Source organism: Blastopirellula marina, assembly GCF_002967715.1.
GTDB lineage: Bacteria > Planctomycetota > Planctomycetia > Pirellulales > Pirellulaceae > Bremerella > Bremerella marina_B.
Genome location: NZ_PUIA01000068.1, coordinates 55,456 through 79,946 on the forward strand (window position 1 = coordinate 55,456; position 24,491 = coordinate 79,946).

General features: G+C 54.1%; 15 protein-coding genes. 5 read left to right on the forward strand and 10 right to left on the reverse strand.

Annotation, left to right across the window (positions count from 1 at the left end; all coding sequences use genetic code 11):
- Positions 1–59: 59 nt before the first annotated feature.
- Entirely contained in the window at positions 60–1,337 is a 1,278-nt protein-coding gene (locus tag C5Y96_RS20245) for a PQQ-binding-like beta-propeller repeat protein (RefSeq protein WP_105357142.1), read from the forward strand.
- Positions 1,338–1,537: 200 nt separating this feature from the next.
- Here the strand turns inward: C5Y96_RS20245 and C5Y96_RS20250 are convergent, their stop codons facing one another.
- From C5Y96_RS20250 to C5Y96_RS20260, 3 genes are all read right to left on the reverse strand, one after another.
- Positions 1,538–3,496, reverse strand: coding sequence for a sulfatase (locus tag C5Y96_RS20250; protein WP_105357144.1), 1,959 nt, complete (start codon positions 3,494–3,496; stop codon positions 1,538–1,540).
- Positions 3,497–3,857: 361 nt separating this feature from the next.
- On the reverse strand, positions 3,858–4,595 hold the full coding sequence (locus tag C5Y96_RS20255; RefSeq protein ID WP_199188750.1) for a family 16 glycoside hydrolase: 738 nt from the start codon (positions 4,593–4,595) through the stop codon (positions 3,858–3,860).
- The gene (locus C5Y96_RS20260) at positions 4,592–4,906 is read right to left on the reverse strand and encodes a hypothetical protein (RefSeq protein ID WP_146115749.1); all 315 of its coding nucleotides are present in this window, start codon (positions 4,904–4,906) and stop codon (positions 4,592–4,594) included. Before C5Y96_RS20260 ends, C5Y96_RS20255 begins: the two co-directional genes overlap by 4 nt.
- Before the next feature lie 676 nt (positions 4,907–5,582).
- Here C5Y96_RS20260 and C5Y96_RS20265 point away from each other — a divergent pair.
- The 4 genes from C5Y96_RS20265 to C5Y96_RS20280 are packed head-to-tail and all read left to right on the forward strand — an operon-like array spanning position 5,583 to position 9,800.
- The gene (locus tag C5Y96_RS20265) at positions 5,583–6,479 is read left to right on the forward strand and encodes a MurR/RpiR family transcriptional regulator (protein ID WP_105357147.1); all 897 of its coding nucleotides are present in this window, start codon (positions 5,583–5,585) and stop codon (positions 6,477–6,479) included.
- Positions 6,480–6,481: 2 nt separating this feature from the next.
- Positions 6,482–7,927, forward strand: a complete 1,446-nt coding sequence (locus tag C5Y96_RS20270; protein ID WP_105357149.1) for an N-acyl-D-amino-acid deacylase family protein — start codon at positions 6,482–6,484, stop codon at positions 7,925–7,927.
- A 35-nt stretch (positions 7,928–7,962) separates the two neighbouring features.
- Entirely contained in the window at positions 7,963–8,352 is a 390-nt protein-coding gene (locus C5Y96_RS20275; protein WP_105357151.1) for a RidA family protein, read from the forward strand.
- Positions 8,349–9,800: a sodium:solute symporter family protein gene (locus C5Y96_RS20280; RefSeq protein ID WP_105357153.1), complete on the forward strand. Its 1,452-nt coding sequence runs from the start codon at positions 8,349–8,351 to the stop codon at positions 9,798–9,800. Before C5Y96_RS20275 ends, C5Y96_RS20280 begins: the two co-directional genes overlap by 4 nt.
- Before the next feature lie 81 nt (positions 9,801–9,881).
- Here the strand turns inward: C5Y96_RS20280 and C5Y96_RS20285 are convergent, their stop codons facing one another.
- From C5Y96_RS20285 to C5Y96_RS20315, 7 genes are all read right to left on the reverse strand, one after another.
- Entirely contained in the window at positions 9,882–12,113 is a 2,232-nt protein-coding gene (locus C5Y96_RS20285; protein ID WP_105357155.1) for a sodium:solute symporter, read from the reverse strand.
- Positions 12,114–13,148: 1,035 nt separating this feature from the next.
- Positions 13,149–15,965, reverse strand: coding sequence for an ABC transporter permease (locus C5Y96_RS20290; RefSeq protein ID WP_105357157.1), 2,817 nt, complete (start codon positions 15,963–15,965; stop codon positions 13,149–13,151).
- On the reverse strand, positions 15,965–16,729 hold the full coding sequence (locus tag C5Y96_RS20295; RefSeq protein WP_105357159.1) for an ABC transporter ATP-binding protein: 765 nt from the start codon (positions 16,727–16,729) through the stop codon (positions 15,965–15,967). The genes C5Y96_RS20290 and C5Y96_RS20295 overlap by 1 nt, the downstream gene beginning before the upstream one ends.
- A 32-nt stretch (positions 16,730–16,761) precedes the next feature.
- Positions 16,762–19,545: an ABC transporter permease gene (locus tag C5Y96_RS20300; RefSeq protein WP_105357161.1), complete on the reverse strand. Its 2,784-nt coding sequence runs from the start codon at positions 19,543–19,545 to the stop codon at positions 16,762–16,764.
- Complete coding sequence (locus tag C5Y96_RS20305) at positions 19,542–20,345, reverse strand: ABC transporter ATP-binding protein (protein WP_233199036.1); 804 nt, start codon at positions 20,343–20,345, stop codon at positions 19,542–19,544. The genes C5Y96_RS20300 and C5Y96_RS20305 overlap by 4 nt, the downstream gene beginning before the upstream one ends.
- A 112-nt stretch (positions 20,346–20,457) precedes the next feature.
- A complete protein-coding gene (locus C5Y96_RS20310; RefSeq protein ID WP_105357163.1) occupies positions 20,458–23,463 on the reverse strand; it encodes an FtsX-like permease family protein in 3,006 nt (1,001 codons plus the stop codon).
- On the reverse strand, positions 23,460–24,254 hold the full coding sequence (locus C5Y96_RS20315; protein WP_315850661.1) for an ABC transporter ATP-binding protein: 795 nt from the start codon (positions 24,252–24,254) through the stop codon (positions 23,460–23,462). Before C5Y96_RS20315 ends, C5Y96_RS20310 begins: the two co-directional genes overlap by 4 nt.
- Positions 24,255–24,491 lie beyond the last annotated feature (237 nt).

Here is a 24,491-nt window from a genome sequence, read left to right on the forward strand (position 1 = left end):
TGCAGAATGCAGACAGTTGGTCGCGACCTTTTTCTCCCTTTCCACGCAGAAGCCTTCCTATGCCGCCAATTCGCCTGCTTACCCTGTTCGCCCTCGCTGTCATTATCCCCGCTGCAAGCATAGCCTCAGCCGAGGAACTCGCCGATTGGCCGAAATGGCGGGGCCCAGACGATACGGGAAGTTCGTCGCTGGCCGGTTTGCCGATTGAATGGAACGCCGAGAATGTGCTGTGGAAAACGGAGCTTTCCGGGAAAGGATGTTCGACCCCGATCGTGTGGCAAAACACGATTTATGCGACCACCCCGGTCGACGGCAAAGACGCGCTGATCGCTCTAGACGCCAACGGAAAGCCGTTATGGAATGTTCAGTTCGGCAGCGAAAACCCCGGCAAGCATCGCAATGGCTCGGGTTGCAATGCTTCACCCACCACAGACGGCGAGCATGTTTTCGTTTACTTCAAGAGCGCCACGCTGGCAGCCGTCGATTTCCAAGGAAAGACCGCCTGGAAAACCAACTTGGTCGAGCGTTATGGACCGGACACGCTGTTTTGGGATCACGGGACATCGCCGGTGCTGACAAAAAACTTTGTCGTCATGGCTCGAATGCACCAAGGCGAATCGTGGCTGGCAGCATTTGACAAAGTCACGGGCGAATTGGCGTGGAAGGTTGCGCGCAACTACGAAACTCCGGTGGAATGCGATCACGGGTATTCCACCCCGGTCGTCATCGATTTTCAAGGCGAAGAGTCGCTTCTCACCTGGGGAGGCGAACACCTCACAATCCACCACGCCAAAACGGGAAATCTGGTCTGGAGTTGTGGCGGCTTCAACCCCGAAGGCAACAAGCTTTGGCCCACGATCGCCACACCTGTCGTGGTGGGTGATGTCGCCGTGATCGCCTATGGGCGTAACGATCGAGGTATTCCTCGGCTGCATGGAGTTCGTCTCGCAGGAGCCGGAGATGTCACGGCAACCAATCGTTTGTGGGACCGAGACGACATCGGTACCTTTGTACCTTCGCCGGCCGTCTATCAAGATCAGATCTATCTTGTTGGGGATAAAGGCAAAGTCACCTGTTTCGATCCCGAGACCGGCAAAACCATTTGGGAAGGAGACCTTCCCAAACATCGGGCACGCTACTATGGTTCACCGCTGATCGCCGGAGGCACACTATACGCCCCACGGGAAGACGGCATCATCTTGGTAGCTGACATTCGCTATGGCTTTAAACTGCTGCACGAAAACGACATGCGAGAGTCGGTGATCGCCTCGCCCGTGCCTGCTCCGGGTCGCCTTCTGTTACGCGGCACGGAAACCCTTTTCTGCATCGGAAATTAGCAGAATCCGGTAGCGAGAAATTCATCACTAGCAATTAACGCCCCACTTATATCCCAGCCTCAACGGGCGCACGAAAAACCCTGGTTCAACACTATTTGCTAAACCAGGGATTAAGTGGGTTTAGGCTGACGGTGTTCGCAATAAAAGAGAGATGACCTTTTCATAAGAGTTCACAACTCGGGAAAGTAGCCTGACGATGGTCATGGCGATACCTCCGAAAAATCCCAGGCCTTCTCCCCCCCTTGAGCATCCTGAAAACGTATCGAACGAAGTTGCACAGGGGACTTATCCGCTGGCAAGTACAGCCGCAATACCTGCGTTTGACCAGTGATCGGGAGATCGACGGTGACCTCCTGCCACGATTCTCCTGCGGGGAGTTCGTAGATGGTGGTCTGACCTGTTTCCGGGAAGTCATCTTGACCGTTGGTTTTCCAATCTATGCGTCCCTTGCCGCCCGACTCACTTCGAGCGATCAGGGTCAACTTGAGCGGACCGCTTAGCTTGACACGAGCCGTGCCAAGGAACGGCAGCCGACCATCTCCCACCACTTGAATCGCGCCACCAGCTTTGACGAGCTTACAACTCCGTGCAACAAGTCCATCGGTGGCATCCACCGTCTTGGTCGTCGCTGTGTAAGCCGGGTTCGGTTTGGGGTATCGTGCGCCGGTCTCTTTCACAAACTGGTCGATGAGGGAATCGAGTTGTTTGACTTTTTCAGGCATCTGCTTCGCAAGATTCTGAGTTTCACCGATATCCTTTCTGAGGTTGTAAAGCTCGTGCAAATCGGGATAGCTCGGATGCGATTCGAAACGGCGGATGAGCTTATAATCGCCTTGTCGTACTGACACAGCAGGGACCAAGTGTGGGAACCAGGTGAAGTAGGCTTCACGCTTCAAGTTGCCGGTTTGTTTGAGAACCGGCAGTAAGGATTCCCCGTCGATGATGTGATTCTGCGGTTTCTCTAAACCGACTGCATCCAGAATCGTTGGATACAGGTCGATTGGACCCATGATTGCATCACTGGTGGTGCCCGGTTTGATTCGGCCTGGCCAGCGAACCATCAATGGAACTCGTTGGCCTCCCTCGTAGATGCGTCCTTTTCCTTCTCGTAGTGGAGCGTTGTTCGTCGGCGGTTCGCCCCCGGCCCATTTTCGCCAATCCTGAATCGCTTCGAACTGCGGATGGCCTTCTTTCACATTCGCGATCTTGCTATCGTCGTAGGCGCGGCTGTGAACGTTGCCGCCGTTGTCCGAATAGAAGATGAATAGCGTATTGTCCGCCAAGCCCAGTTCATCCAGACGATTTATTAACCGCCCGAGACTCTCGTCCACGCTCTTGAGCATAGACGCCATGATTGGATTGCGTTGCAGTCCGCGGGGATCGGTCTTCTTCGCAAACTCCGCGGTGTACTCTTCCTTGTGCCCCCAGGGACCGTGAACGCCATAGTGCCAGAAGTTAAGGAAGAATGGCCGATCCTTGTTTGCCTCGACAAACTTAATCGCTTCGTCGGTTAGACGATCGGTAATGTACTCGCCGTCGGGACCATCTGTGATCGTCCCCACATGATACCGTCCGGAAGGCCTGCCATCTTTGTGAACTCCGTAGGGCGAGAAGTAGCTTGGCGGGCCGGGACTCGGTTGAGCATGAAAGGCGATATCGAAGCCATGCTTATCCGGCCAGTGTTCCTGACTCAAACCCAGATGCCATTTGCCGAAGTGCCCCGTGCGATAGCCGGCCTGCTGCAACACTTCGGCAAGTGTGGGCAGATCGAGATCGAGGTAGTTCTGGCTGTTGGCGTAGATGAGCCTTCTGTTTGCTGGGGCGTTTTCGGGATACGGGGAAGCATTTTGCGGGGCTGCAGGCTGATGTCCAGAAGCGGACGTCACGCCGTGTCTCGCAGAGTATTGACCACTGAGAATCGAGGCTCGCGTTGGTGAGCAGAGTGGTAGCGCATAAGCATCCGTAAATCGCATAGACTGCAGTGCCAGTCCTTGCATGTGGGGAGTCTCATAGTATTGCGAACCGTAGGGCGTGCTATCCATCCAGCCCATGTCGTCCACCAGAAAGAGCACGATATTGGGCTTGGAAGCAACTCGTTCTTCGGCGGAAATCGCAGTGAGTGGAATAAGCAATGCGAGAAAAGGCAGTAAATATTTCATGGGATGTGTCCCTTAGCTTCGGAGTCGGAACCGAGATACTTGTGGCGAGCCAGCCTACCGTCACTGTTCTGTTAAAAGTTCTTGAACCGAGTTTCCACATTCGTCTTTGCTTGTCAGGCCTTTTCGGTACTCGCCCAACGTCAGCACATCGTCCGAATTTGTGTCCAGCGTGCAAACGCGCGGGAGAGATCTGGCTGAAGCCACTTTCTTTCAGGCTCTTGGTGTGTCGATGGACGTGGCAAGCCAAGTTTCCCAACCTCAGTCATCTGCATAGACGAACGAATGGATAGGAGGCGAGTCCGCCGCGTATGTCGGTGTCACTGTGCCAAAAGAATGGACAGCCCCGCACATCTAATGGCAATCACTTCCGCTTCCAGACTTTAACGTCATCTACCCAAGCGGACTTGTTGACCGCCAGCGTGATCATTCGTTTGGTTGGATGAGCGATTCCCTCGGACTGGAACTTACCCACGGGCTCGCCGTCCATACTCACTCGCATTACATCGCCTTCCACGACCACACGCAGAGTGTACCATTTGTCGGCTTCAAGACTGAGTGGAAAATTCGTCCGTTTGCTCTGAATCAGTTTGGTCAGTTCGGGAGACATCTCGCCTGCCAGTCGGCGCTCGCGATTTTTTAAATTCATGTGCCCCATCTTCGAGTCCATGATCGTGAGTCCCTTCAAGGTAACCCGCGCCATGCAAAGGTGGCCAGCGTGAACGGACTTCTCCTCACGATCTACGAAGTCCAAACCCAAATCATCGCCAGGTCCCAGCTTGAACCTCATCTCAACCGCTCCATCCTGAAACGCCACGTCATGAAAGATCGCAACCCCATGATCGGCCTCTGGATGCCTTGTGACGTGCATCGCGCCGTCGACCAGGTCAACTTGCTTGTGACCTTTGGCGCGCCAGGCACTATTGCTGGTCCAGCCCTGGCCGATGTCCTCCTTGCCTGGTGTGGATTCGTCCCGGTTGAAGTCGTCTTCCAGAATTCTAGTTCCGGCTTCCTCGCCCTGACACTTGCCAGAAGCAAGCATCAGAAGACCGGTACCTATTAACAAGCAAGTCAAAAACAGCTGAGTGCCACGCTTTATCATTTGTTGCCGCCTTTTGATTGAATGATGGTGATTTCCACCGGGTCTTGAATGCCCCAGGGCAGATCGATGTCGAACCACTCGCTTTTGCTCTGGTACTCGGCCCACACGTGGGGCAAATAGTTTTCCATTCCGAACGCCCCCAAGCCCACGTTGTCCGCCACAACAACTACGCCGGGAACAAGCTTCATTTCGCTCGCCTGAAAACATGGGTGATCGTTGGTGTAGCCTCTATCGATGAGCAGGAACTCGACGGGGCCTTCGAACCTGCCCGCCAGTTCGCGGGCGTCACCTTGGCGGACCTCGTCGATCACGGGCTGCGTCTTTCCGTCCAAGGCTTCCCGATCGTCCGCTTGAATCAAGAGAGGGGCAATGAGCACCACCCACAGAAACAGGACACTGTTCGATTCCCGACCGTACAACATCGGTGAGACCTTAACACAAATAGATCCTTAGACACCGATTTTACTTGGCGCAGATGACGTTTCCAATCATCCGGAGAACGAGAAGCTGATCCCAGGGCAGCCTGGCCAGATGAAGATCCTGGATTTTCTCACTTAAGCTGGTACGGAAAAAGGTTGCGGCCCACTGTTATGAGAGTTCGATTTGGGTATGGCTCAGGTTTTGGTCTGCAGGTCACGAACGAGAAACCTTGAGACCTGAATCCAGTTAGAAGCCCTCGCCGAAATCATCGAGTCGGCGAGCAGCTTAATGAGAATGCGCGCAAACTCTCTTGCTGCACGGCCGTGAGTTACTTTCTACCAAAGATTGACTTCACACAATATCTCTCTAATAATCACGCCTGACAATAGCATGGTACTTTATACCATATCGTGTTCGCCTCTCAGCCAGGGGGCAATATTTGAGCAACGAAACTAAAAGACATCGCTGCGGCGGAACATCAGATCTCTTGTTATCCAGAAGCTCCCTCATATTCCACCAGCAGATAGGGTGCCATGCTGCGGACCAGCCTGGTAGTGGGCCGGCAATTTGACAAGAACGGGAGCGAAGGTCATTAAACGCCCACTCGATATCGTCTCCAAAATAAAATCCGTGCTTCATGATTTGAGGGACTCCGAACGCAAGGTTGCGCAATTGATCCTCGTTGATCTCGAGTTTGCTGGCAGAGCCAGTATCCATGAAATCGCTGAGCGGGCAGGCGTCAGCCAAGCCTCCATTTCGCGATTTGCTAAACGAGTGGGATGTAAAGACGTTCGAGAACTAAAGAGCGCCTTGGTGAGCAGTTTTGCCATTGGCGAACGCTTTATTGAAGGCTACCGAGATCCGTCAGACGATACGGCCATGGGACAGGTCGCCCAAGGTATCCTGCAAGCCGTCAAAGTCGTCAGGGATCAAACGTGTGCCGAAACGGTCGAATCGGTTGCCTGCATAATTAACAAATGCAGGCGTTTAGTCGTGTTTGGCGGTGGTGGTGGAGGTACGGTTGCTTCTGCCGATGTGGAATATCGCCTGTTTCGCCTCGGCGTTGATGTGCGTGTTTTTCACGATACCACGATGCAGCGCATGGTCGCATCCACTCTTAACGAGAACGACGTGGTACTGATTGTTTCCACAACGGGCGAAATCCCGGAGATCAATGAAAACGCACTCGTTGCCAAGCAATACGGGGCGACGTTAGTAAGCATCACAAGGGGGGATTCTTCACTTGCTAAAGAGAGTGACCTTCAATTGAACGTTCACATCAATGAGCCGGAAGGCATTTTTCGTCCCACCGCTTCCCGCTATGCACTTCTCGCCGTTGTCGACGCGATTGCTTTGAGTTTGGCCAACATGCGCACGGAAGTCAGTCGTGAGCTGATCCGTCGCATCAAGTACAACCTGGACGATCATCGTGGTGCCGACAAGCGATTTCCGGTAGGTGATTGACCATGAATCACGCTGCTTTTGATCTGTTGCTCACGGGTGGGATGATTATCGATGGGTCCGGCGCAACACCGTTCGCAGGCGATGTTGGAATCGTGAAGGATCGGATTGTGGCAGTCGGAGATCTTAAGAATGCCGCTTCGAAGTTGACGATCAATGTGACGGGAAAGGTTTTATCCCCTGGGTTTATTGATACCCACACGCACGATGACATTGCCGTCCTGGCGAAGCCTGACTGCTTTCCGAAGATTAGTCAGGGCGTTACCACGGTAGTTGTGGGCAATTGTGGGATAAGTGCCGCACCCCTTCGGTTGACTCAGGCACCGCCCGAGCCCTTGAATCTTCTCGGGCCAGAGAACGATTTTGTTTTTGAGTCGTTTCGCAATTACGTCGAAGCGGTTGAGGCATCGCAGCCAGCGGTGAATATTGCTGCATTAGCTGGACATACGTCATTGCGGGTTAAGCATGTTGGGGAGCTATCACGCTCGGCGACTACCCGCGAAACGATCGCCATGCAAAATGAGTTGGAGCAGGCGATGGCCGAGGGCGCTATCGGTCTGAGTACTGGCCTGGCCTATGCGAATGCCTTTTCGGCAACAACAGACGAAGTGACACAGTTGGCCTGTGTCGCTGCTAGATTCGGCGGCATCTACACGACGCACATGCGTGACGAATTCGATGGGATCATTCAGGCCATTGAAGAGTCCATTACCATTGGATCGGAAGCCAAGTTGCCGATAGTCATTTCCCACCTGAAGTGCGCCGGCCCAAAGAATTGGGGCAGAAGCGGCGAAGTGTTGGCCGCGATCGAATCTAGCCATTATCACGACCGCGTCTATATGGACTGCTATCCCTACTCGGCAGGCTCCAGCAATCTTGACCTGAAGCAGGTCGACGAACAGGTCGATATTCTGATTACGCGCTCCGTGCCTCATCCCGAGCAGGCACCGAAGCTTTTGGCTCAGATCGCCCACGAATGGGGAGTCACGCAGCGGGAAGCTGCCCAGAGGCTTATGCCCGCTGGTGCCGTCTACTTTTCGATCGACGAGCAAGATATGCGGACCATCCTTCGACATGGTAAAGTGATGATTGGATCAGACGGATTGCCGTGCGATCCTCATCCCCACCCACGACTCTTTGGTACGTTTCCCCGCGTACTTGGCAAATATTGTCGCGAAGAAGGACTCTTTCCTCTGCACATAGCGATTCACAAGATGACCGGACTGCCGGCATCGGTATTCCATCTACGTGAACGAGGATTACTCAAATCTGGCTACTTTGCCGATCTGGTTGTATTTGATCCCGATGAGATTCGCGACGTGGCCACTTTTGAATCGCCAATTCAGAAGTCTTCAGGGATCGACTACGTGCTGGTGAATGGGGCGATCACATTTCACCAGGGACATTTGTCGGAAGAACGTGCCGGACGATTCGTCGGGCTTTCTTCATAAACTACTTGAACCTACAGAAACTAAAGGAATAAATCATGAGCATTACTCGATATGGCACCCAAAAGGCCGGCGCGGGAGGTCAATCACTTCCCTTTGCCCGAGCGGTAGAAGCAGACGGCTGGTTGTATGTTTCAGGCCAGGTTGCCATGAACAATGGTGAGATTATCGACGGAGGTATTATTCCTCAAGCTCATAAGGCGATCGAGAACATGCTCGCCATTGTCAGTGAAGCAGGCTATGGCAAGGAAGATATCGTGCGTTGTGGTGTGTGGCTGGACGATCCTCGCGATTTCTGGTCCTTCAATAAGGTTTATGCCGAATACTTCGGTGGCGAGCATGCTCCAGCTCGTGCGTGTGTTCAAGCTTCGATGATGGTCGACTGCAAAGTCGAAATTGACTGCATCTGCTACCGGAAATCATCATGAGCCCTGCCCTGTTTCTTGTTGTTTTCCTGCTTTATGTTCTGACTATGATTGGGCTGAGCATCTGGATTTCACGCTGGCAGACTTCAGGGGAAGACTTTTTACTGGGGAATCGTTCGATTCCCCTTTTGCTTGTTTTGGGGTCGACCGTTGCCACCATGGTCGGAACCGGATCAAGTATTGGGGCTGTGGGGCAAGGATATTCCCACGGCTGGCGCGGCGCTATGTTTGGCGTCGGCGGAGGACTGGGAATGTTGCTCTTAGCCAAGCTGTTTGCAGGCGTACGCAGCTACAACTTCATGACGATGTCCGAGGAGATTTCGTTCTATTACGGAGCCAATCGTTGGATCAAGGGACTGGTAGCCATATCGATGTTGTTGGCCTCGATTGGTTGGCTAGGAGCCCATATCCTGGGAGGTAGCTACTATCTTGAGTACGTGGGCAAGATTGATCCCGTGGTGGCCAAAGCCATTCTTGCGTTCGGCTTTGGAACGTATGTTGTCATCGGCGGGTATGTGGCGGTCGTCTGGACCGATACGATTCAGGCGATAGTCTTGTTTGCGGGCTTTATCCTCATGGCTTTGTTTGCCGTTTATCAAATAGGTGGGCCTGCGGAAGTCAGTAACCTAGAAAACGGCAGCTTCGAGTTTCTCAATGGCGCGCAGCTATTGCCATCCGTTTCGCTGGCCGTTGCCATTATGGTTGGTATCTTGGGAACTCCTTCCTATCGTCAGCGTATCTATTCAGCTGATAGTCCTGTCACGGTCAAGAAAAGCTTCTATCTGAGTGGTTTTCTTTACTTAATGTTTTGTTTCCTTCCGGCCCTGATCGGAATTTGCGTCAATCAACTGAACCCTCAACTGGAAAACCATGACCACGCGTTTCTGTATATGGCCAACGACCTAATGCCGGCAGCGGTTGGCATGGTGGTCCTCATCGCGGGCCTAAGTGCCACGATGTCCTCGGCGAGTTCCGACGCGATCGCCGCGGTGGCGATTCTCTTTCGCGATGTCTACGAAATGTTCATGGGCAAGATGCCGGATAATCGTCAAATGGTGCGAAATTCTCGGTGGGGTCTGGTCGCCATCATGATCGCTGCTTTCGCGATTACCTTGCCGGCCCAAGACATCATTCGATACATCAAAGACATGATCTCTTTTATCATGAGCGGCCTGGTCGTCTGTACGCTGATGGGAAAGTATTGGCAACGAGCCACATGGCAAGGTGGAATCGCGGCGATTCTCGGAGGAGGCATTTGCACCGTGCTCTTCAAATTCACCCCTTCCCTGGAAGCCTACTGGGGAGGTCCCATTATTCCTTCGTTGATCTGTGCCAGCGTCGCAGGCTTTCTGGTAAGTCTGATCACGCCTGTGAATACGGTGACCGATGCCGAAGCACTAACAACCCTTGCCACCGAGCGGCGCAAGATGGAAATGCATGACGAAGTGTGATGCGAGCGATGTTGGCAATGTTCGTTCCGCTGCACGAGGACGAATACGCTGCGTTTCCTGAGTTGTTACCTCAGTGCCAACTTATCCGCCAATACCAGCCACCCATGCAGCAATCGCGATGATCCCACAGCAAACCGCGACGCAGATAATGAAACCTACAACGTCTAATTTCGACGGCCAGTAGAATTCCAGTTCGCTGCCGGGAAATATCTTGTGACGTTCAATGGACTCGGGGTCTTCCATCGCCGCCTGGAGGTTCGAGTGGTCTCGCTGAGGATCGGGATCGACTGGCGTATTCATTTTGGCATAGTAGCGATCGAGCGCCTCCTTGGAGTTCCGCCTGGTGAAAAGGCTAAACAGAATCATGACTAGCATCGGCGCTGCCATCTTCGGCAGTAAACCCAACGTATCGATGGCGGCATTGCTCTTCGACCGGAGTTCGACGCCAACCAGTTGAAAGAGCAGTAGGTCGAGTTTGAAATTGCCGGAGGCGCGAAGCGTGATGTCCTCTGGGTAACGCATCACCTTCTGCGTCGAATTCTCATCCAGTTGTTGCTCCTTAACTACGATTAGCTGAATGCCTTCAATGGGATTACCCTTCTCGTCAATCGGCGAGACGTCACCGCTCCAAAAAATGGGCTGCCCTCCTGTTCGCGTTACCTCGGTGAGTTGATCGCCAACGGATAGCAATTTGGGGCCCGTTGTCTCCAGTAGAGTGACCTGCTGTTCTAGTCGGGCAATCCTTGAAGCATCCCCGTCCTCCTTGGCCGTCGCCAACTGCTGTTGTGCTTGCTCCAGTTGGTCGCGCCACAATTCGATATCTAGGTTGCGGCGGGCGATATCAGATGGTGCCGCTGCTCGTGTGGTTGTTGTCTCTACGAAGTCATTGGTGATGGTGTAGTGGGCCGCCGTACGTACTCCCGGTACAAACGGCAACACGTTAGGGGCTATGAAGAACACAATAGCGCAGTAAGCCACAGTGATCCAGGCAGCCGAAGTTGTCGCTCGACGCCAGTACATGCCGATCCAGAATGGGGCGGCAAACAGCACCGCAAGCACCCACGTCAACTGCAGTTGCTCGAATACGTCCATCATTAGCAACGAGATCAGCACGGCACCCGCTACGATGACGCTACCGGTGATTCGGCCCGCGCGAACACATTCATTTTCCGTAGCGTTCTCGTTGATATAGGCGGCATACACATTTCGTACAACCAACCCCGAACCGACGATCATGTAAGCGTCGACACTGCTCATCAAAGCTGCCAAAAGGCAGGCAACCATCAAGCCGGTTAGGCCAGGGGAAAGCAGTTCTCGCGAAGCGATGCCCCAGGTCTTGTCGGGGTCGCCTGCCAGTTCAGGGTGCCCCGCAAAGAGTGCTAACGCAATCAATGCGGTAAGCATCCATCCCACGGTGCAAAAGCGTTTGAGAAAATTGCCCACGACAAGCCCTACGCGGGCATCCCATTCGCTCTTGGCTGATCCGCCCCCTGTCGCGATAAAGTGCGGCTGCACGACGATCCCCATCAAGTTGATCAGCACGATGGCAACGACTCGGTACCAGGGAAACTCGCTCATCGAAGAAGACCCGACCAGTTCGAAGTGCTCTTTGGGGAGTTGCTCGTGCAGAATGCGAAAACCAGCCAACATGCTATCGCTACTGGGATCGCCGTACTGCTCGACCAAGGCATTCAGGCCAAACGGGATCAGCATGATCGAGAGGAGGATGATGCAGATACCCTGAATCAGATCCGTATAATAAGCTGCCCGCAAACCGCCCAAAATCCCGTAAGCCAGCACAACGACCCCGATGATTGGGACCAGAAAGTACTCGATGGGAATCGCCGTTTCGCCGATCGCAATGGCATTGATATTCGCTAGTGGAGCTGCCACCTTGCCGATGGCGGAAAACAACATCGACCCGTAAACCATGAAGAACAGAAGTCCAAATGCACAATAGGCTGCTCCCAAAGCTTTCGATTCATATCGCTCCACGAACCAATCACCCAGCGTCAGGTGACGCATTCGCCGATACCAGACGCTTGTGATCCAATAGAAGGGAGTCACAAACAGCCAGTACATCACGCTCCACATGCCACTCAGGCCCGAGGTAAACGTGGTGCGTCCTGTGTTGACCGGGTCGCTGGAGCCTGTGCCGGCACCAAATGCAGCGAACGTCTGCAGGATCTTGCCAAAGCCGCGCCCCCCCATGAAGTAGTCTTCTTGACCTTTGATGCTTTTCGACGAGATGATGCCAATTACGATCATCACGACGAAGTACCCCAACAACACCACATAGTCAGGCCACGTCATGCTACGGTTTCCTTGAATTCGTTGTTTGCACCTGGTCAATCAGGTACGAAGGCGTCTTAGGCAGGCTGGGAGGGAGATTCGGGATTTCGGCGAGTTCAGGCAGACCCAATTGTTTGCCTGCGAACTTAGGAATACGGACGAGATGCCCCCACGATATCGTATGGGGGATGTCACAAACAAGTAGAAGTTTTCGGGCAAGGTGATCGTTGCCACCGAGCACACTCGCTGTAGATGCCGGAATGAATTCGATGGGCTTCGTACTGAATCGACCAAAGGCATACAAAACATCACGCTAGAAAAGGCTGGTCGGTTTTTGTTTGTCAACGCTCGAGAATGACTCGGCTTGACGCAACTAGTTGTCGATCAATTGTCCCGCCGGTCACGCACTGTCGAGACGGAACGCTCGGCGGTGAATATCGTCCGCTGATGACAGAGGAAAACATAAAGAACTCAGGCTATACGAAACGCTAGAAAGTGGAATCGTTCATGAGCGGCCTGAAACGAACGGTTGGTTCCACCCTGTCAGTCAGCAAGAGAGCCAAAGGCCCTGATGACCGAAGCCGCCCTGAAAGTCCTAACCTACGCCCTGCGGCGTTAGCCGGGAGAGATTTACGTGGTTGGCCGTTCAACAGAGCATAAGATTTCCAAAACCAATATCGAGATTGACCTGATTCCATCAAATATGCCTACCTATAAACACTAAAATGCGGCAGGTTCTCGACCAAGAGCCATTCTCAGTTCTACAGACAGAGATTAGATATTCCTTAATTTCCGCCCTTGATATCGAATAATCTAGTGCGTTCGCTCTACAACGATGCCGTCAAGAGTTGGTCTTTCGAATTCCCCAGAATCCGGCTCAGTCCACTTGCTCATCAGAAGTACGAATTCTATTCAGGGCTCAGCACGATCCGTCATTCCGCTCTAGACGTTTGTTACAGGACTCGCTCTCCTGTGCGTGTTGAAAAAACCACTTAGACCGGGACGTTGCGTCGCCGACCTACCACTTGATCGCGCAAAGAGTACATCCCCCGCCCTTTAAAAGGTACTGCGTCCTTCCTGCAGTAACACGAGCGGACGCGTCTTTCCGATCGAATACGCTGGCCAAGCGGCGCTGAGCGTTGCCAGGAGTATCAATCCAACAAGTCCCATGAAAATGGCGTCCCAAGGGATCACAAGATCGGGTTGCATACCTCCAAAGAAACTCATGTACTGGGCGATGCCGCATCCACACCACCCGCACATTACGCCAAAGCCAACACTCAGCACACCAGCCACAATTCCAATCAAAAGGCCTTCGGCTAAGACAGCACGGACAATCGTTGAACTGGTTATTCCAATGCCTCTGAGCACACCAAATTCCCAACGACGGGCGCGAACCGATGCCAGAAATACATTGAGAACCCCAATGCTGGCAATCAGGGACGCAATCAGTGGGACCTGACTGACAAGCCAGATCCAACGTTGGGCAGCTCCTCGTGTTCTTTCCCTGATTTGATTGACTGGGATTACACGGATATCAGCTTCTTCAGCTGGCAACGAGCCATCTTTCTTCGTCTGAAGAATATTCGCATAAAGCTCACTGACCTGCGTCTGAACTTGTTCAGGGTCGACATCCCGCGAAGTGAAGTCAAACCAAACATGAGATGCCTGGGGAAGATCAAAGTCTTGAGAGACAGGTTCGAAGTTGGCGAAAACGAGCGCGGCCGCTCGATGCGTTCGTGTCCGGAAACCTGTCAACTTAGTCTGCCAATGCCATCCCGGTAGTTTGACCGCACCCGCGACTTCATAAGCGACGACTTTCTCCGCGTTCTCTGGTGGAACTAAAGCAAATGTATCGCCTAGTTTCAGGTCTGTTTCTCGTAGAAAATGATCCGGGACGATGCAACCCCGCCCAGTGACCAGCTTTTCAACGGCTTCCTCAGGCGTACCTTCGACCCACTCGAAATTCAGAAATGGATCGCTCCCCGAAAATGCTCGCGTGGCATCAATACCAACAATGACAATATTGTCCTGACGTATGATCGAAGCCCGCTCGGCACTGTTGGTCAGGTCTTCCTGCATCCGAGGTTGCTCGACGACGATTGGAAAACTTCGCTCTGGATTGATACCCGGAATATCTACGACTGCCATCGATTCCGAGCGCGCAAGACCGCCCGAATTGAACTGCACGAGGGCATTCGGAGCCCACAGGCCGGGAATGAACCCTTCCAGCATCGTAAAGCCCCAAACCTGAATCCCAATAAACAGCCCAACGCCGACAGCCAACGAGATCGAAGCCCCGATGGTTCGCCATAAATGGCTGGTTATCTGGCAAGCCAGCAGCTTCGGATCAATTCCCAATACCAGAGCCAGGACAGGACTCAACCACCTGTCTACTCCCGCCACAATTGCCGGAGAAATCAGAATAAAGCCGATGGTCATGGCGGCAAAACCGATGGTCATCAGAACCGGAATCCCTGCCTCGAAAGGTGGCGGAACAAAGAATGTCAAAATCGGGTTTACGGCAATCAGGAAGAGCCCGACAAGGAACCCGACCCGAGAAAACGACTTGTCGTCTCCCGTCTCTTCGACCCTGGGAGACATCGCATCGATTGGCTTCACTCGGGTTGCTCCATAGGCAGGGATGAAAGACGCGATAAACGCGCCCCCCAGCGTTGCCGCCATGCCCAACAGCAAACTATGCCGCCCCAGCGTAACGCCATGGTCCAGCATTCGCGAAGAAACCATGCCTATGACAAACAGGGCGAGATAGCTTGCAGCCAGCCCCGCCAAGAAGCCGATCCCCCCCAGAAACAAACCTTCCAGCGTAATCAATTGAGCAATCTGACCGCGGGTGAACGAAAGTGATCTCAGAATAGCGTATTGTCGGATACGCTCGTTGACTCCCATGCTCAACGTGCAAAGCACTACCAGAAAAGCGACCAACATTGAGACCCCTGTCGCGGCGTACGACTGAAGACGCACGTTGGCAGCCGAGGAACTTTGATCGAGTGCTTCTTCCACCTCGAACGCTTGCTGAAACTGGACAGGCGTCGCATAGGAGGAAAGCTTTGGTGCCCATCCAAAACGGAACGAGTTGATATCGGCATCTTCCTTCAGAGAGACGGCAATCAGGCTGATTCTTGCAGTTTCTCCGAGAAGCCGTTCCCCTGTCGAAGTGGTTAGGAAGATCTCCCCCTTGCTTGGCGCGAGAATTGGTAAGGCAGAATCCCCGGCACCTCGAAGTTTCGGGGCATCCAGAATACCAATCACCTGCAGCTGATGATCTTGATCGTTCTGCTTCAAGATCAGACTGTCACCAACATCGATCCCAAATCGCTCGGCCGTCTCCGCTCTCACAACAACTTTCGCAACATCCGATTCATCTGTCGACAACCATTCGCCTCGTAGCATCTCGAACGGGGCTTCGGGGGCATCGGTGATCATCAGCAATGTGCCCGGCAGGCTACCAGGGCGTCTCATGCTCGGGCCTCCGCCAAACCCACTAGGAGGGCCGTCATTTCCGCGATTACCGCTAGCGCGTGCTGGTCGAGTGGCCGGCTTCGGTGGAATTACCTCAGCCCGGACTGCCCACATCGGATCTGCATTCGACACAACCGGGTCGTACCGAAGATCGTCCAATACGATCGCAGGAACGAACTTCTCTTCCTTTTGTTCAATGGGAGCAACAGCCAACGCATAACGTCCCATAGCAAGATTGGCATAGTCGTCGAACGTCTTTTCTAACGCGTCATAGCCACTGGCAACCCAAATCACCAGACAGGTTGCTGCTGCCGTGGCAGTAATGGTCAGGGCGACGCGAACGGGAGACTCCCAAAGAAACGACCAGGCAAGTTGAAAGACCTTGCTCATTACACGGTCTCCATGGGGCGGCGTAACAGCCCTTGATACTGCATGGCCACCTCTTGCGGATCACGAGACCCGTCTGGAGTAAATTCGGCAATATTCTTTCCGTCCCGCATCACAACCACGCGATCCGCCCACATGGCAACGTTTGGTTCATGTGTAACCGCGACGATGGTGCGTCCCTGCTCTCGCGATAGCTCGTGCAGCAATTGGCATATTTGCTGCCCAGCATCGAAGTCTAGACTTCCCGTCGGCTCGTCCGCCAGAAGAATCGCCGGATCACAGATCAATGCCCGGGCGATCGCGACGCGTTGTTGTTCTCCGCCTGAAAGTGCTCCCGGCTTATGCAGACGGCGATCTTGGAGGTTCAGCCGCCCGAGTACCTGATCGACGCGTTTGGACAGATCATTGCTGGATGGGGCTGGCAATCGAATGTTGTCTTCGGCAGTCAGGCTGGAAATCAAGTTGAACGCCTGAAAGACCAGCCCGATTTCCTTGCCTCGAAACCTAGTCAGTTGAACATCGCTCAGCTGAGAAAGATCCTGTCCGTTGACCAGAACTTTCCCTTCGTCCACATCGGTCAAGCCGGCGATTGCGTGCAGTAAGGTGCTCTTGCCCGACCCGGAAGCTCCCATGATGACAATGAACTCGCCCGCTTCCGCTGTCAGGTCGACTTCGTTCAGCGCGGTTATCACCGATTGGCTTCGTCGGAATTGTTTACAAACTCCCTCAACCACCAAGGGGGGAGATGTCTGAGTAGAGGAATTCATGGAGTCAACTTTCGAAGTAGCTTGATGTGGTTCTATGTGGATGCTCGACCGGCCTGCAATAGAGACAGCGGTTCTGCCCTGCCTGAAGAGATCGCTGGCCAAAGTGCCGCCAGGAAGCAAAGCACGAAAGTGAGAACGTAACCAAAGACAAGTGAGGACCACGGCACGACCAATGGCGTACTCACCCCTTCAAACCATTGATTGCTGACATAGCTGACGAGTCCCAGGCAGGTCCAACCGGTCAAGATACCGAATGCCAGACTGAGCCCACTAGCCACGAGGCCGATCATAATTGACTCGGAAATGACAAGCTTGACCAAACCGAATCGCCGCAAACCAACAGCTCGCAGTATGCCAAACTCCCAACGCCGTGCGCGGACGGACGCGGCCATCGTATTCACGACACCTAGTGAAACGACCAGCAGCGTGACCAACGGAAGCCACCCCATTGCTCTAACCGCCGCACCACCCCGGCGACGCATACTACTGCGAACGTCCTCAAGGGACGTTACCTGCAAACCGTCGCGACCGAATAGACTGGAGATTCGCCCAGGCCCCTTTCCTGCGGGCCGCCTACCTGCAGATTCGTCGGCAGGCATAGCGGCGACAAACGCTTCAAGGTCTTGCTGAAGCTGCTCACTCTTCGTGCCCGACTCCGGGTCCAGCCACAGATATTCCAGCATGGGCAATGCAAAATCGTCCCGAACTTCCGTTTCGGGAGCGAGCACAATGCCAGCCGTCCGAACGAAATGGCGACGAATACCGCTCGTCTTGGTAATCCAGTTGGAACCCGGCATCGACACAATTCCCGCGATGGTATATTCGACAGGCACTTTTGGTCGGTTCGGGGGAATCATCGTAATTTGATCGCCTACCTTCAGGCCAGCCAGGCGATCGAAGGTATCTGGCACCAAACAGCAGCGCCCTTGCTTCAGCTTCGTGAGGGCTTCCTCTCGATTCCCTTGGACGAACGTCAACTGAAATAGAGGATCGCTGCCGGTAAATGCCTTCTCGCAGTCGAGCCCAATCAGGGAAATGTTATCTTGTCGCACCGCGGAATCTCGCTCGGCCGCATTGAGCGGATCTCCAACAAGTTTCGTCTGCTCGACGGCGATTTTTAGGCAACGCTCAGAATCAATTCCCTGCACCTCACGAATTTGATCGAATTGTTCGATTGGCAGTCCGTTGGCAAACTTGACAATGGTATCCGGCGTCCAGTGTCCCGGCACGAAGCCTCCCAGCATGGAATGGCCCCATACCTGGGTTGCCGTATAAAGCCCCAGCCCCAGCATGAGCGAGGCGGCAATGCCTGTCGTCCGCCACATGTTGGTACTCAACTGGCTTTTGACGAGTCCTGACTGAAGTCGCAAGATCGCGGCGATCAGCGGACTCAATAGCCTTTCAACCCCCAGGATCACTAATGGGGACAGTAGTGCAAAACCAAGGACAGTGGCCGGTGCCCCCATCAGCATAATCAAAGCAAATCGAAGCTGTTCAGGCATCGAGACACCATAAACAAGCAGCGGATTCACGGCGATAAGCAACAAGCTGACAACTGCGGCCAGAGCATACCATCGCGAATTTTTCGGACGGTCTTGCGTAGGAGCCATCGCTTCGAGTGGACTAATACGAGTTGCTTTCCAGATCGGGAAGAGCGAGGCTAACAGCGATCCGAGAAATGAACACAGCCCTGTCAGCAGGATGCTCGCCGTTCCGAGTTGGACCCCGTTGGGAAACAGTTGGGGCGTGGCGTTAGCGAGGACTTGCAACAAAACCCAACCACCTGCGAGGCCACCAACCCATCCGAAAATGGCCAAGACTAACGCCTCGACCAAAACCAACCAGGCTACCTGCGATCGCCGAAGCCCCACCGCGCGAAGTATAGCCAACTGTCTTGCGCGTTCGTTCACGCCCATGCTGAGGGTGGTGAAGATGATAAACGCGGACGCCAGAATGGATAACGCCGTCACAAAATAGGCCTGCTTACGAGCCCCTTCCGCTTCAAATCCAGATGATATCTTCGCGCGGATGTCTTCGGTGCGAAGTAATTCCAAGGCAGGGTCGGCCGAGGCGAGCGTTTCCACTAATACATCAGCAGTCTGGGATGGCCGCAATTTCACTTCCAGCAAGTTCGTGCCATCTGCCGTACCAGTCAGCGTAGGAATGATACTTCGAGGAACATACGCCGCCACGGACGCAGGCCCTCGATTAACACCACCTGGGGCACCTCCCTTCGTCCGTGTCATGGCGAATTCAACTTCGGCCGCAGGCTGTTGAACGACGCCGACAACCGTCAGCTTGATGACCTCCTGGCTTTTTGTGCGAAATTGAATCGCGTCGCCAGGTCGCAGTTTGAGCGATTCCGCTACGCCGCTGCTAACAACTGCTTCAGTCTCAACACCCGGATCGAGCCAGCGTCCATCCAGCAGCGGATAGCGTGAGCCCTTGGCGTTGGTACCGACAACACTTGGCCAAAACCGTTGCGGAGGACCGTCGGCATCGGGCAAAGGTTCGGCGCGGCGGAACATCATCTTGAACTGAGTAACCGGGTTGGCCGATTCCACCGCCGGATGGTTTGCGACGGCTGTAATCATCTCTGGAGAGATCCACTGGTCTACATCGGAGGGCACAACGAACGCGGTGTAACTCCCGACGAAGCCCTCAGTCTGCTCATCGAACCGCGAAGCGATGGCCTCATACGCCGAGACAACCCATAGAACGACACCAATAGCCGCGATCATCGCCATGGCAGTCAAGAGAAAGCGAATCTTTTGCTGACGTGCGTGGGCGATGAATAGTTTCCATGTCAGGTTCATACGGCACCTAACGCAGGCTGACTGGAGATGGTTTCCTGATAGCGAATCGCCAGTGACTGGGCATCAGGGAACTGGTCGGTATTCCAATCTGAACATACGGAGCCATCCTTCATAACAACGACGCGACCAGCCCAAGCCGCAACCGCAGGTTCGTGCGTTACCATCACGATACTTCGACCTTCCTCTTGATTCAGCTCTTTGAGCAGTGAGCAAATCGCATTGCCATTGCCGGAATCGAGACTTCCGGTTGGCTCGTCGGCGAGAATGATGGCAGGATCGGTGACCAGTGCCCGGGCAATTGCCACACGTTGCTGCTCACCACCACTCATCGCATCGGGCCGATGGCCAATCCTGCCACCGAGCCCCAACCGATCGAGCAAATGCTTGGCCCTTTCTTGCGCATTCGCGGAAGCTCGGCCTCCTTCAGCCATCAGGGGAAGCATTACGTTTTCCAGTGCCGAGAGCGCGGCGACCAAATTAAACTGCTGGAAGACCAACCCGATTCGTCTACGCCGAAAATCGGTCAGCCTTCCGTCCGGCATGACAGAAAGGTCTTCTCCTTCCACGTTCACGGAACCAGAATCGGGGCGTGTGAGCCCCGCCATCACATGAAGCAATGTGCTCTTGCCACATCCACTGGGCCCCATTATCGCCGCAAATTCGCCCGGTTGAATCGACAGAGAAACGCTATTGAGCGCCTGCACGAGATTCACCCCTTGGCGAAACGTCTTTACCAAGTCGACCGATTGCAAGGGAGTGGATTGTTCGTTGGGCATATCGGGAGCGATATTGCTCGACATTTTTGGTTCTTCCTCATGAGCATGACAGTCCATGCATTCTGTGTTCAAGCAGGCGTCAATTCCTGGACCAATGGACCGAGCAACCTCGATTTTGTTCTGCTCTGGCAAAGTATCATGCAACGGTACGTCCAGCCTGAAGCAGGCGAAGCGGCTCCTGTCGCCCGGCAGAGATCGCTGGCCAAAGTGCCGCGGCAAGGCAAAGAAGCAACGTGATACCACAGCCAAACAGAAGCTGGTTCCACGGAAGAATCAACGTCGGTGCCATCCCGCCGAAGAAACTCACGTATTGCGAAATTCCAACGCCACACCAGCCAGCCATCACGCCGAAACCGGCACTCAACACGCAGGCAACGAGTCCGATCAGAATTCCTTCCGCCAAAATCATACGGACCAAACCCCAGCGTGTGAGACCCAGTGAACGCATTACGCCCATGTCCCATTGGCGAGTTCGGACCGATGCCAAAATCGTATTGAGGACTCCGATCGCTGATACGGCGAGGGTAACCAGCGGGAGCTGTCCCATTCCCCAGATCATCCCAGCAGCTCGGCCTTGGATCCTTTCCCGAACGTCATCGACCGTCGTAATACGAACTGTCGAACCGAAATTTCGTGCGGCGAACTCCCAGGTTCCCTGACCATTGACGGGTTGACGTTCTCCCTCGTATCGATCGCCAATCGTCTGCATGACGCTACCCAATTTGGCGTAGTCGACGCCAGGCTCGGTATCCATCCAGAAGAAGTTCGTTTCCGGCAAGTTAAAGTCGCGACGAACATCGTCGAAGTCTGCAAAGACCATCGCCGCCGAACGACCACTTTGGCGGCGCAGTCCCGAGAATTTCGTCATCCAATGCCAACCTTGCAAATGGACGACCCCGGCGATCTCATACCTCACCGTCTTGTCAGGTGAGTATGGTGGGATTAACTCGAAAGAGTCGCCAATTTTCAGCCCAGATGCTTTGGCAAAGTGATCTGGAACCACACATGCATTTGTTTCTTTCATCCGTTTCGCCGCCGAGACACGGTCTCCGTCGACAAAGTCGAGATGCAACAATGGATCGTCAGCGCCGATCCCTCGCTCGGGATCGATACCAATCAAAACGATGTTGTCCTGCCGTGCAACCGAAGATCGTTCCTCGCTGCCTGTGATGTCCCCAACTAGTTTCGGCTGCTCGACTGCGAGGGGTAGACAGCGTTGCGGCTTGACACCTGTCGCATGGGCAACTGCTTCCCATTCCGAATCTGGGAGTCCGCCGGTGGTAAAGTTGACCAGTGTATCAGGAGCCCATTCACCAGGAACAAATGGTCCCAACATCGAATAGCCCCAAACCTGAGTCGCAATGAATAAGCCCAAGCCAAGCGTGAGAGCAACGGAAGTTCCCAAGGTCCTCCAGAAATTGCTACTCAGCTGTGACTCTAGTAAGCGCGAATCAAGCCGGAAGAGCCATGCTAGTGGAGCAGCCAAATACCGTTCGGTAATGGAGATGGCCAGCGGTGTTAAAAGCAAGAAGCCGACAGCCATCGTGGAACATCCCAGCGCTGCGTAGATTCCATAGCGTGATTCATCCGACATCGGCACATAAAAGACGAGCAGCGGATTCACAAAGATCAAGGTCAAGCCGACAACTACCGCTGGCACGATGTAACGTGTTCCTGGCGAGATCGGTTGAGGGGCCATGGCATCCAGAGGGCTGACACGCGTTGCTCGCCACGCTGGGATAACGGCGGCGACGATGGCACCGCCAAACGCACAGATTCCCGAGAGCATGATCGACCAAGAGCCAAGCGTCGCTCCGTTTCGCAGAAAATCGGGCTGCGACCACGCTACCACTTGCAGCAATAGCCAGCCTGCCGCTAAACCGCCCAACCAGCCGATCAACCCTAAAACGATACTTTCGACCGATATGATCGCCGCTACCTGTCCCTTTGTTAGCGCGATCGCGCGGAGGACGGCAAACTGCCGAGTGCGTTCGTGAACGCCCATACTAAGTGTGGTGAAGATAATGAACAGTGAAGCCAACATGGAAATGCCCGTCGCGGAATAGGCTTGGCCACGCATGCTGGCAACCGACCGCCCTGCCGAGAGATCTTGCTCGATATCAGTGGCCGATTGAAGTTCGGCCTTGCTCCCCATACTGGCCAGTTCGCGCGTCCACTTGCTTTCAAATGCCGGGCCTGCCGACATCTCTTTCATGGCAACTGCGGCATAGTCAATTCGAGGTTCCTGTCCGGTCACTTTGCCCATGGCCAACATGGGAATGTAAAGGGCCGTCGTCGCCGGTCCTCTTGATGGAGCAGGCGAACCTCTTCCCACTGAAGGCAGCGAACGCACTTGATCGACAATGCCCACTAGTTTTAGTCGCTGTGTGTTGGTTTCGAATTTGATCACAAACTCGTCCCCGACCGAGACTCCGAACGCCTCCGCTGATCCACGACTGATCACCGCGTCGATCGTGTCACCGAATTCGATTTTGCCTGTATCAATCCACGAACCATCGGTCATTGGGTAGGGAGGCGAGTCTGCCGTCGTACCAATCAGAGAAATGTACCGAAACAACGGGCCGCCTCTCCCTAGTCCGCTCGATCCGCCTGTCCCTCGCGATCCTCCCGAAGCGGCACCACCGGGTCGTCCCCCGCGTCCGGCACCAGATCCACCACCGGGCTGTCCTCCACGTCCACCACCCGGGCCTCCACGCCCCGACCTGTCACCGCGATCAGCCTCGCTCCCCTGAGGTCCACGCTGCCCGCGTGGTGAATCTTTCAGGCCCACTGAAGCGCCGGAAGTCTCGAAGGGAAGGATTTCAACGTGAGCTTGAACACCCAGATCGACTGACGCCACCGATGGATCGGCTTGAAGTACGGCAATGATGTCTTGCGGTACTGAGTCTTCACCCGAAGGTGGGCTTCCGGGACGCAGATCCGATACTGGAGGGACGACATAAAAGTGGTACTGTCCCATGTATTCGTCGGAAAACTCATCAAACTGGGCGACCAGTGCGTCGTACCCACTGACAACCCAGACTACCATGCAGGCCGAGGCAATCATGGCCAATGAAGTCAGAATCAGCCGCCCCGGATATTGTCGGATGTAAGATCCGACTATTTTCAGCACCACGTTCATACGGCTGCCTCCGATGCATCCAGGGCATTTTGATAGTGTGTCGCCAACGAAAGCGCGTCGGGAAACTGAGCCGTCTCGAAGTCATCAATCATGTGACCGTCCTTCAACACGATGACACGTTTCGCCCAGATGGCGACCGCCGGCTCATGCGTAACGACAACGATGGTCCTTTGTTGTTCCGTACACAGTTCGCTGAGTATCTGACAAATCCCCTTCCCTGTCGTCGTATCGAGACTACCAGTGGGTTCGTCTGCGAGTACGATTGCTGGATCGGTGATTAAAGCCCGCGCGATGGCAACGCGTTGCTGCTCCCCACCACTGAGAGCATCGGGACGATGCTTCCGCCGAGCTGCAATTCCTAATCGATCGAGAAGCTTATCCAGCGACTCCTTTACATCGCCTGTACGTCCACTCGCAAAGAGTGGGAGCGTGATGTTGTCTTCGGCAGTAAGCGTTGGGATCAAGTTGAACGACTGAAACACAAGTCCGATCTTTTCGCGGCGAAAGTGCGTCAACCTGCCATCGTTCATCTGGGAAATGTCTTGTCCATCAACCAGAATCTCCCCTTCGTCACAGCGTGTCAGTCCAGCCATCAGATGCATGAGCGTGCTCTTTCCAGAACCGCTTGGCCCCATCACGGCCACAAATGAACCTCGCTGAATTTCCAGGCTGACATTCTTGAGGGCCTCGACAACGTGATCTCCCTGATGAAAGAGCTTCGTCAGATTCCGAGCAGAAAGTGGAATAACCCCATCTGTATCCATGTCATTCACCCAAATTACGTTTGCCAAACACCTAATGTTCCAACGGGACCGAGGTGCGATCTGTGCGTAGCGGGAAGCGAACGGTCAGTAAGAAGAACAGACCATCCGAAACAATCGCTCAGTGGCTGAGCCAAGCTAGAAGAGGTGGCTTGGGCATTGCTGTGAGAATCACTATCGATATAGATGCAACCATATCGGCTCACTTTGCGTTTTGCAAGATAGCCGTTAGCTAATTAACAAAGTAATTCCAACAACCAATGTTCT

Bases quoted from the DNA above. Each gene is read 5' to 3' on its own strand.
- C5Y96_RS20245 (WP_105357142.1), top strand. From the start codon at position 60: ATGCCGCCAATTCGCCTGCTTACCCTGTTCGCCCTCGCTGTCATTATC.
- C5Y96_RS20250 (WP_105357144.1), bottom strand. From the start codon at position 3,496: ATGAAATATTTACTGCCTTTTCTCGCATTGCTTATTCCACTCACTGCG.
- C5Y96_RS20255 (WP_199188750.1), bottom strand. From the start codon at position 4,595: ATGATAAAGCGTGGCACTCAGCTGTTTTTGACTTGCTTGTTAATAGGT.
- C5Y96_RS20270 (WP_105357149.1), top strand. From the start codon at position 6,482: ATGAATCACGCTGCTTTTGATCTGTTGCTCACGGGTGGGATGATTATC.
- C5Y96_RS20275 (WP_105357151.1), top strand. From the start codon at position 7,963: ATGAGCATTACTCGATATGGCACCCAAAAGGCCGGCGCGGGAGGTCAA.
- C5Y96_RS20280 (WP_105357153.1), top strand. From the start codon at position 8,349: ATGAGCCCTGCCCTGTTTCTTGTTGTTTTCCTGCTTTATGTTCTGACT.
- C5Y96_RS20285 (WP_105357155.1), bottom strand. From the start codon at position 12,113: ATGACGTGGCCTGACTATGTGGTGTTGTTGGGGTACTTCGTCGTGATG.
- C5Y96_RS20290 (WP_105357157.1), bottom strand. From the start codon at position 15,965: ATGAGCAAGGTCTTTCAACTTGCCTGGTCGTTTCTTTGGGAGTCTCCC.
- C5Y96_RS20295 (WP_105357159.1), bottom strand. From the start codon at position 16,729: ATGAATTCCTCTACTCAGACATCTCCCCCCTTGGTGGTTGAGGGAGTT.
- C5Y96_RS20300 (WP_105357161.1), bottom strand. From the start codon at position 19,545: ATGAACCTGACATGGAAACTATTCATCGCCCACGCACGTCAGCAAAAG.
- C5Y96_RS20305 (WP_233199036.1), bottom strand. From the start codon at position 20,345: ATGTCGAGCAATATCGCTCCCGATATGCCCAACGAACAATCCACTCCC.
- C5Y96_RS20310 (WP_105357163.1), bottom strand. From the start codon at position 23,463: ATGAACGTGGTGCTGAAAATAGTCGGATCTTACATCCGACAATATCCG.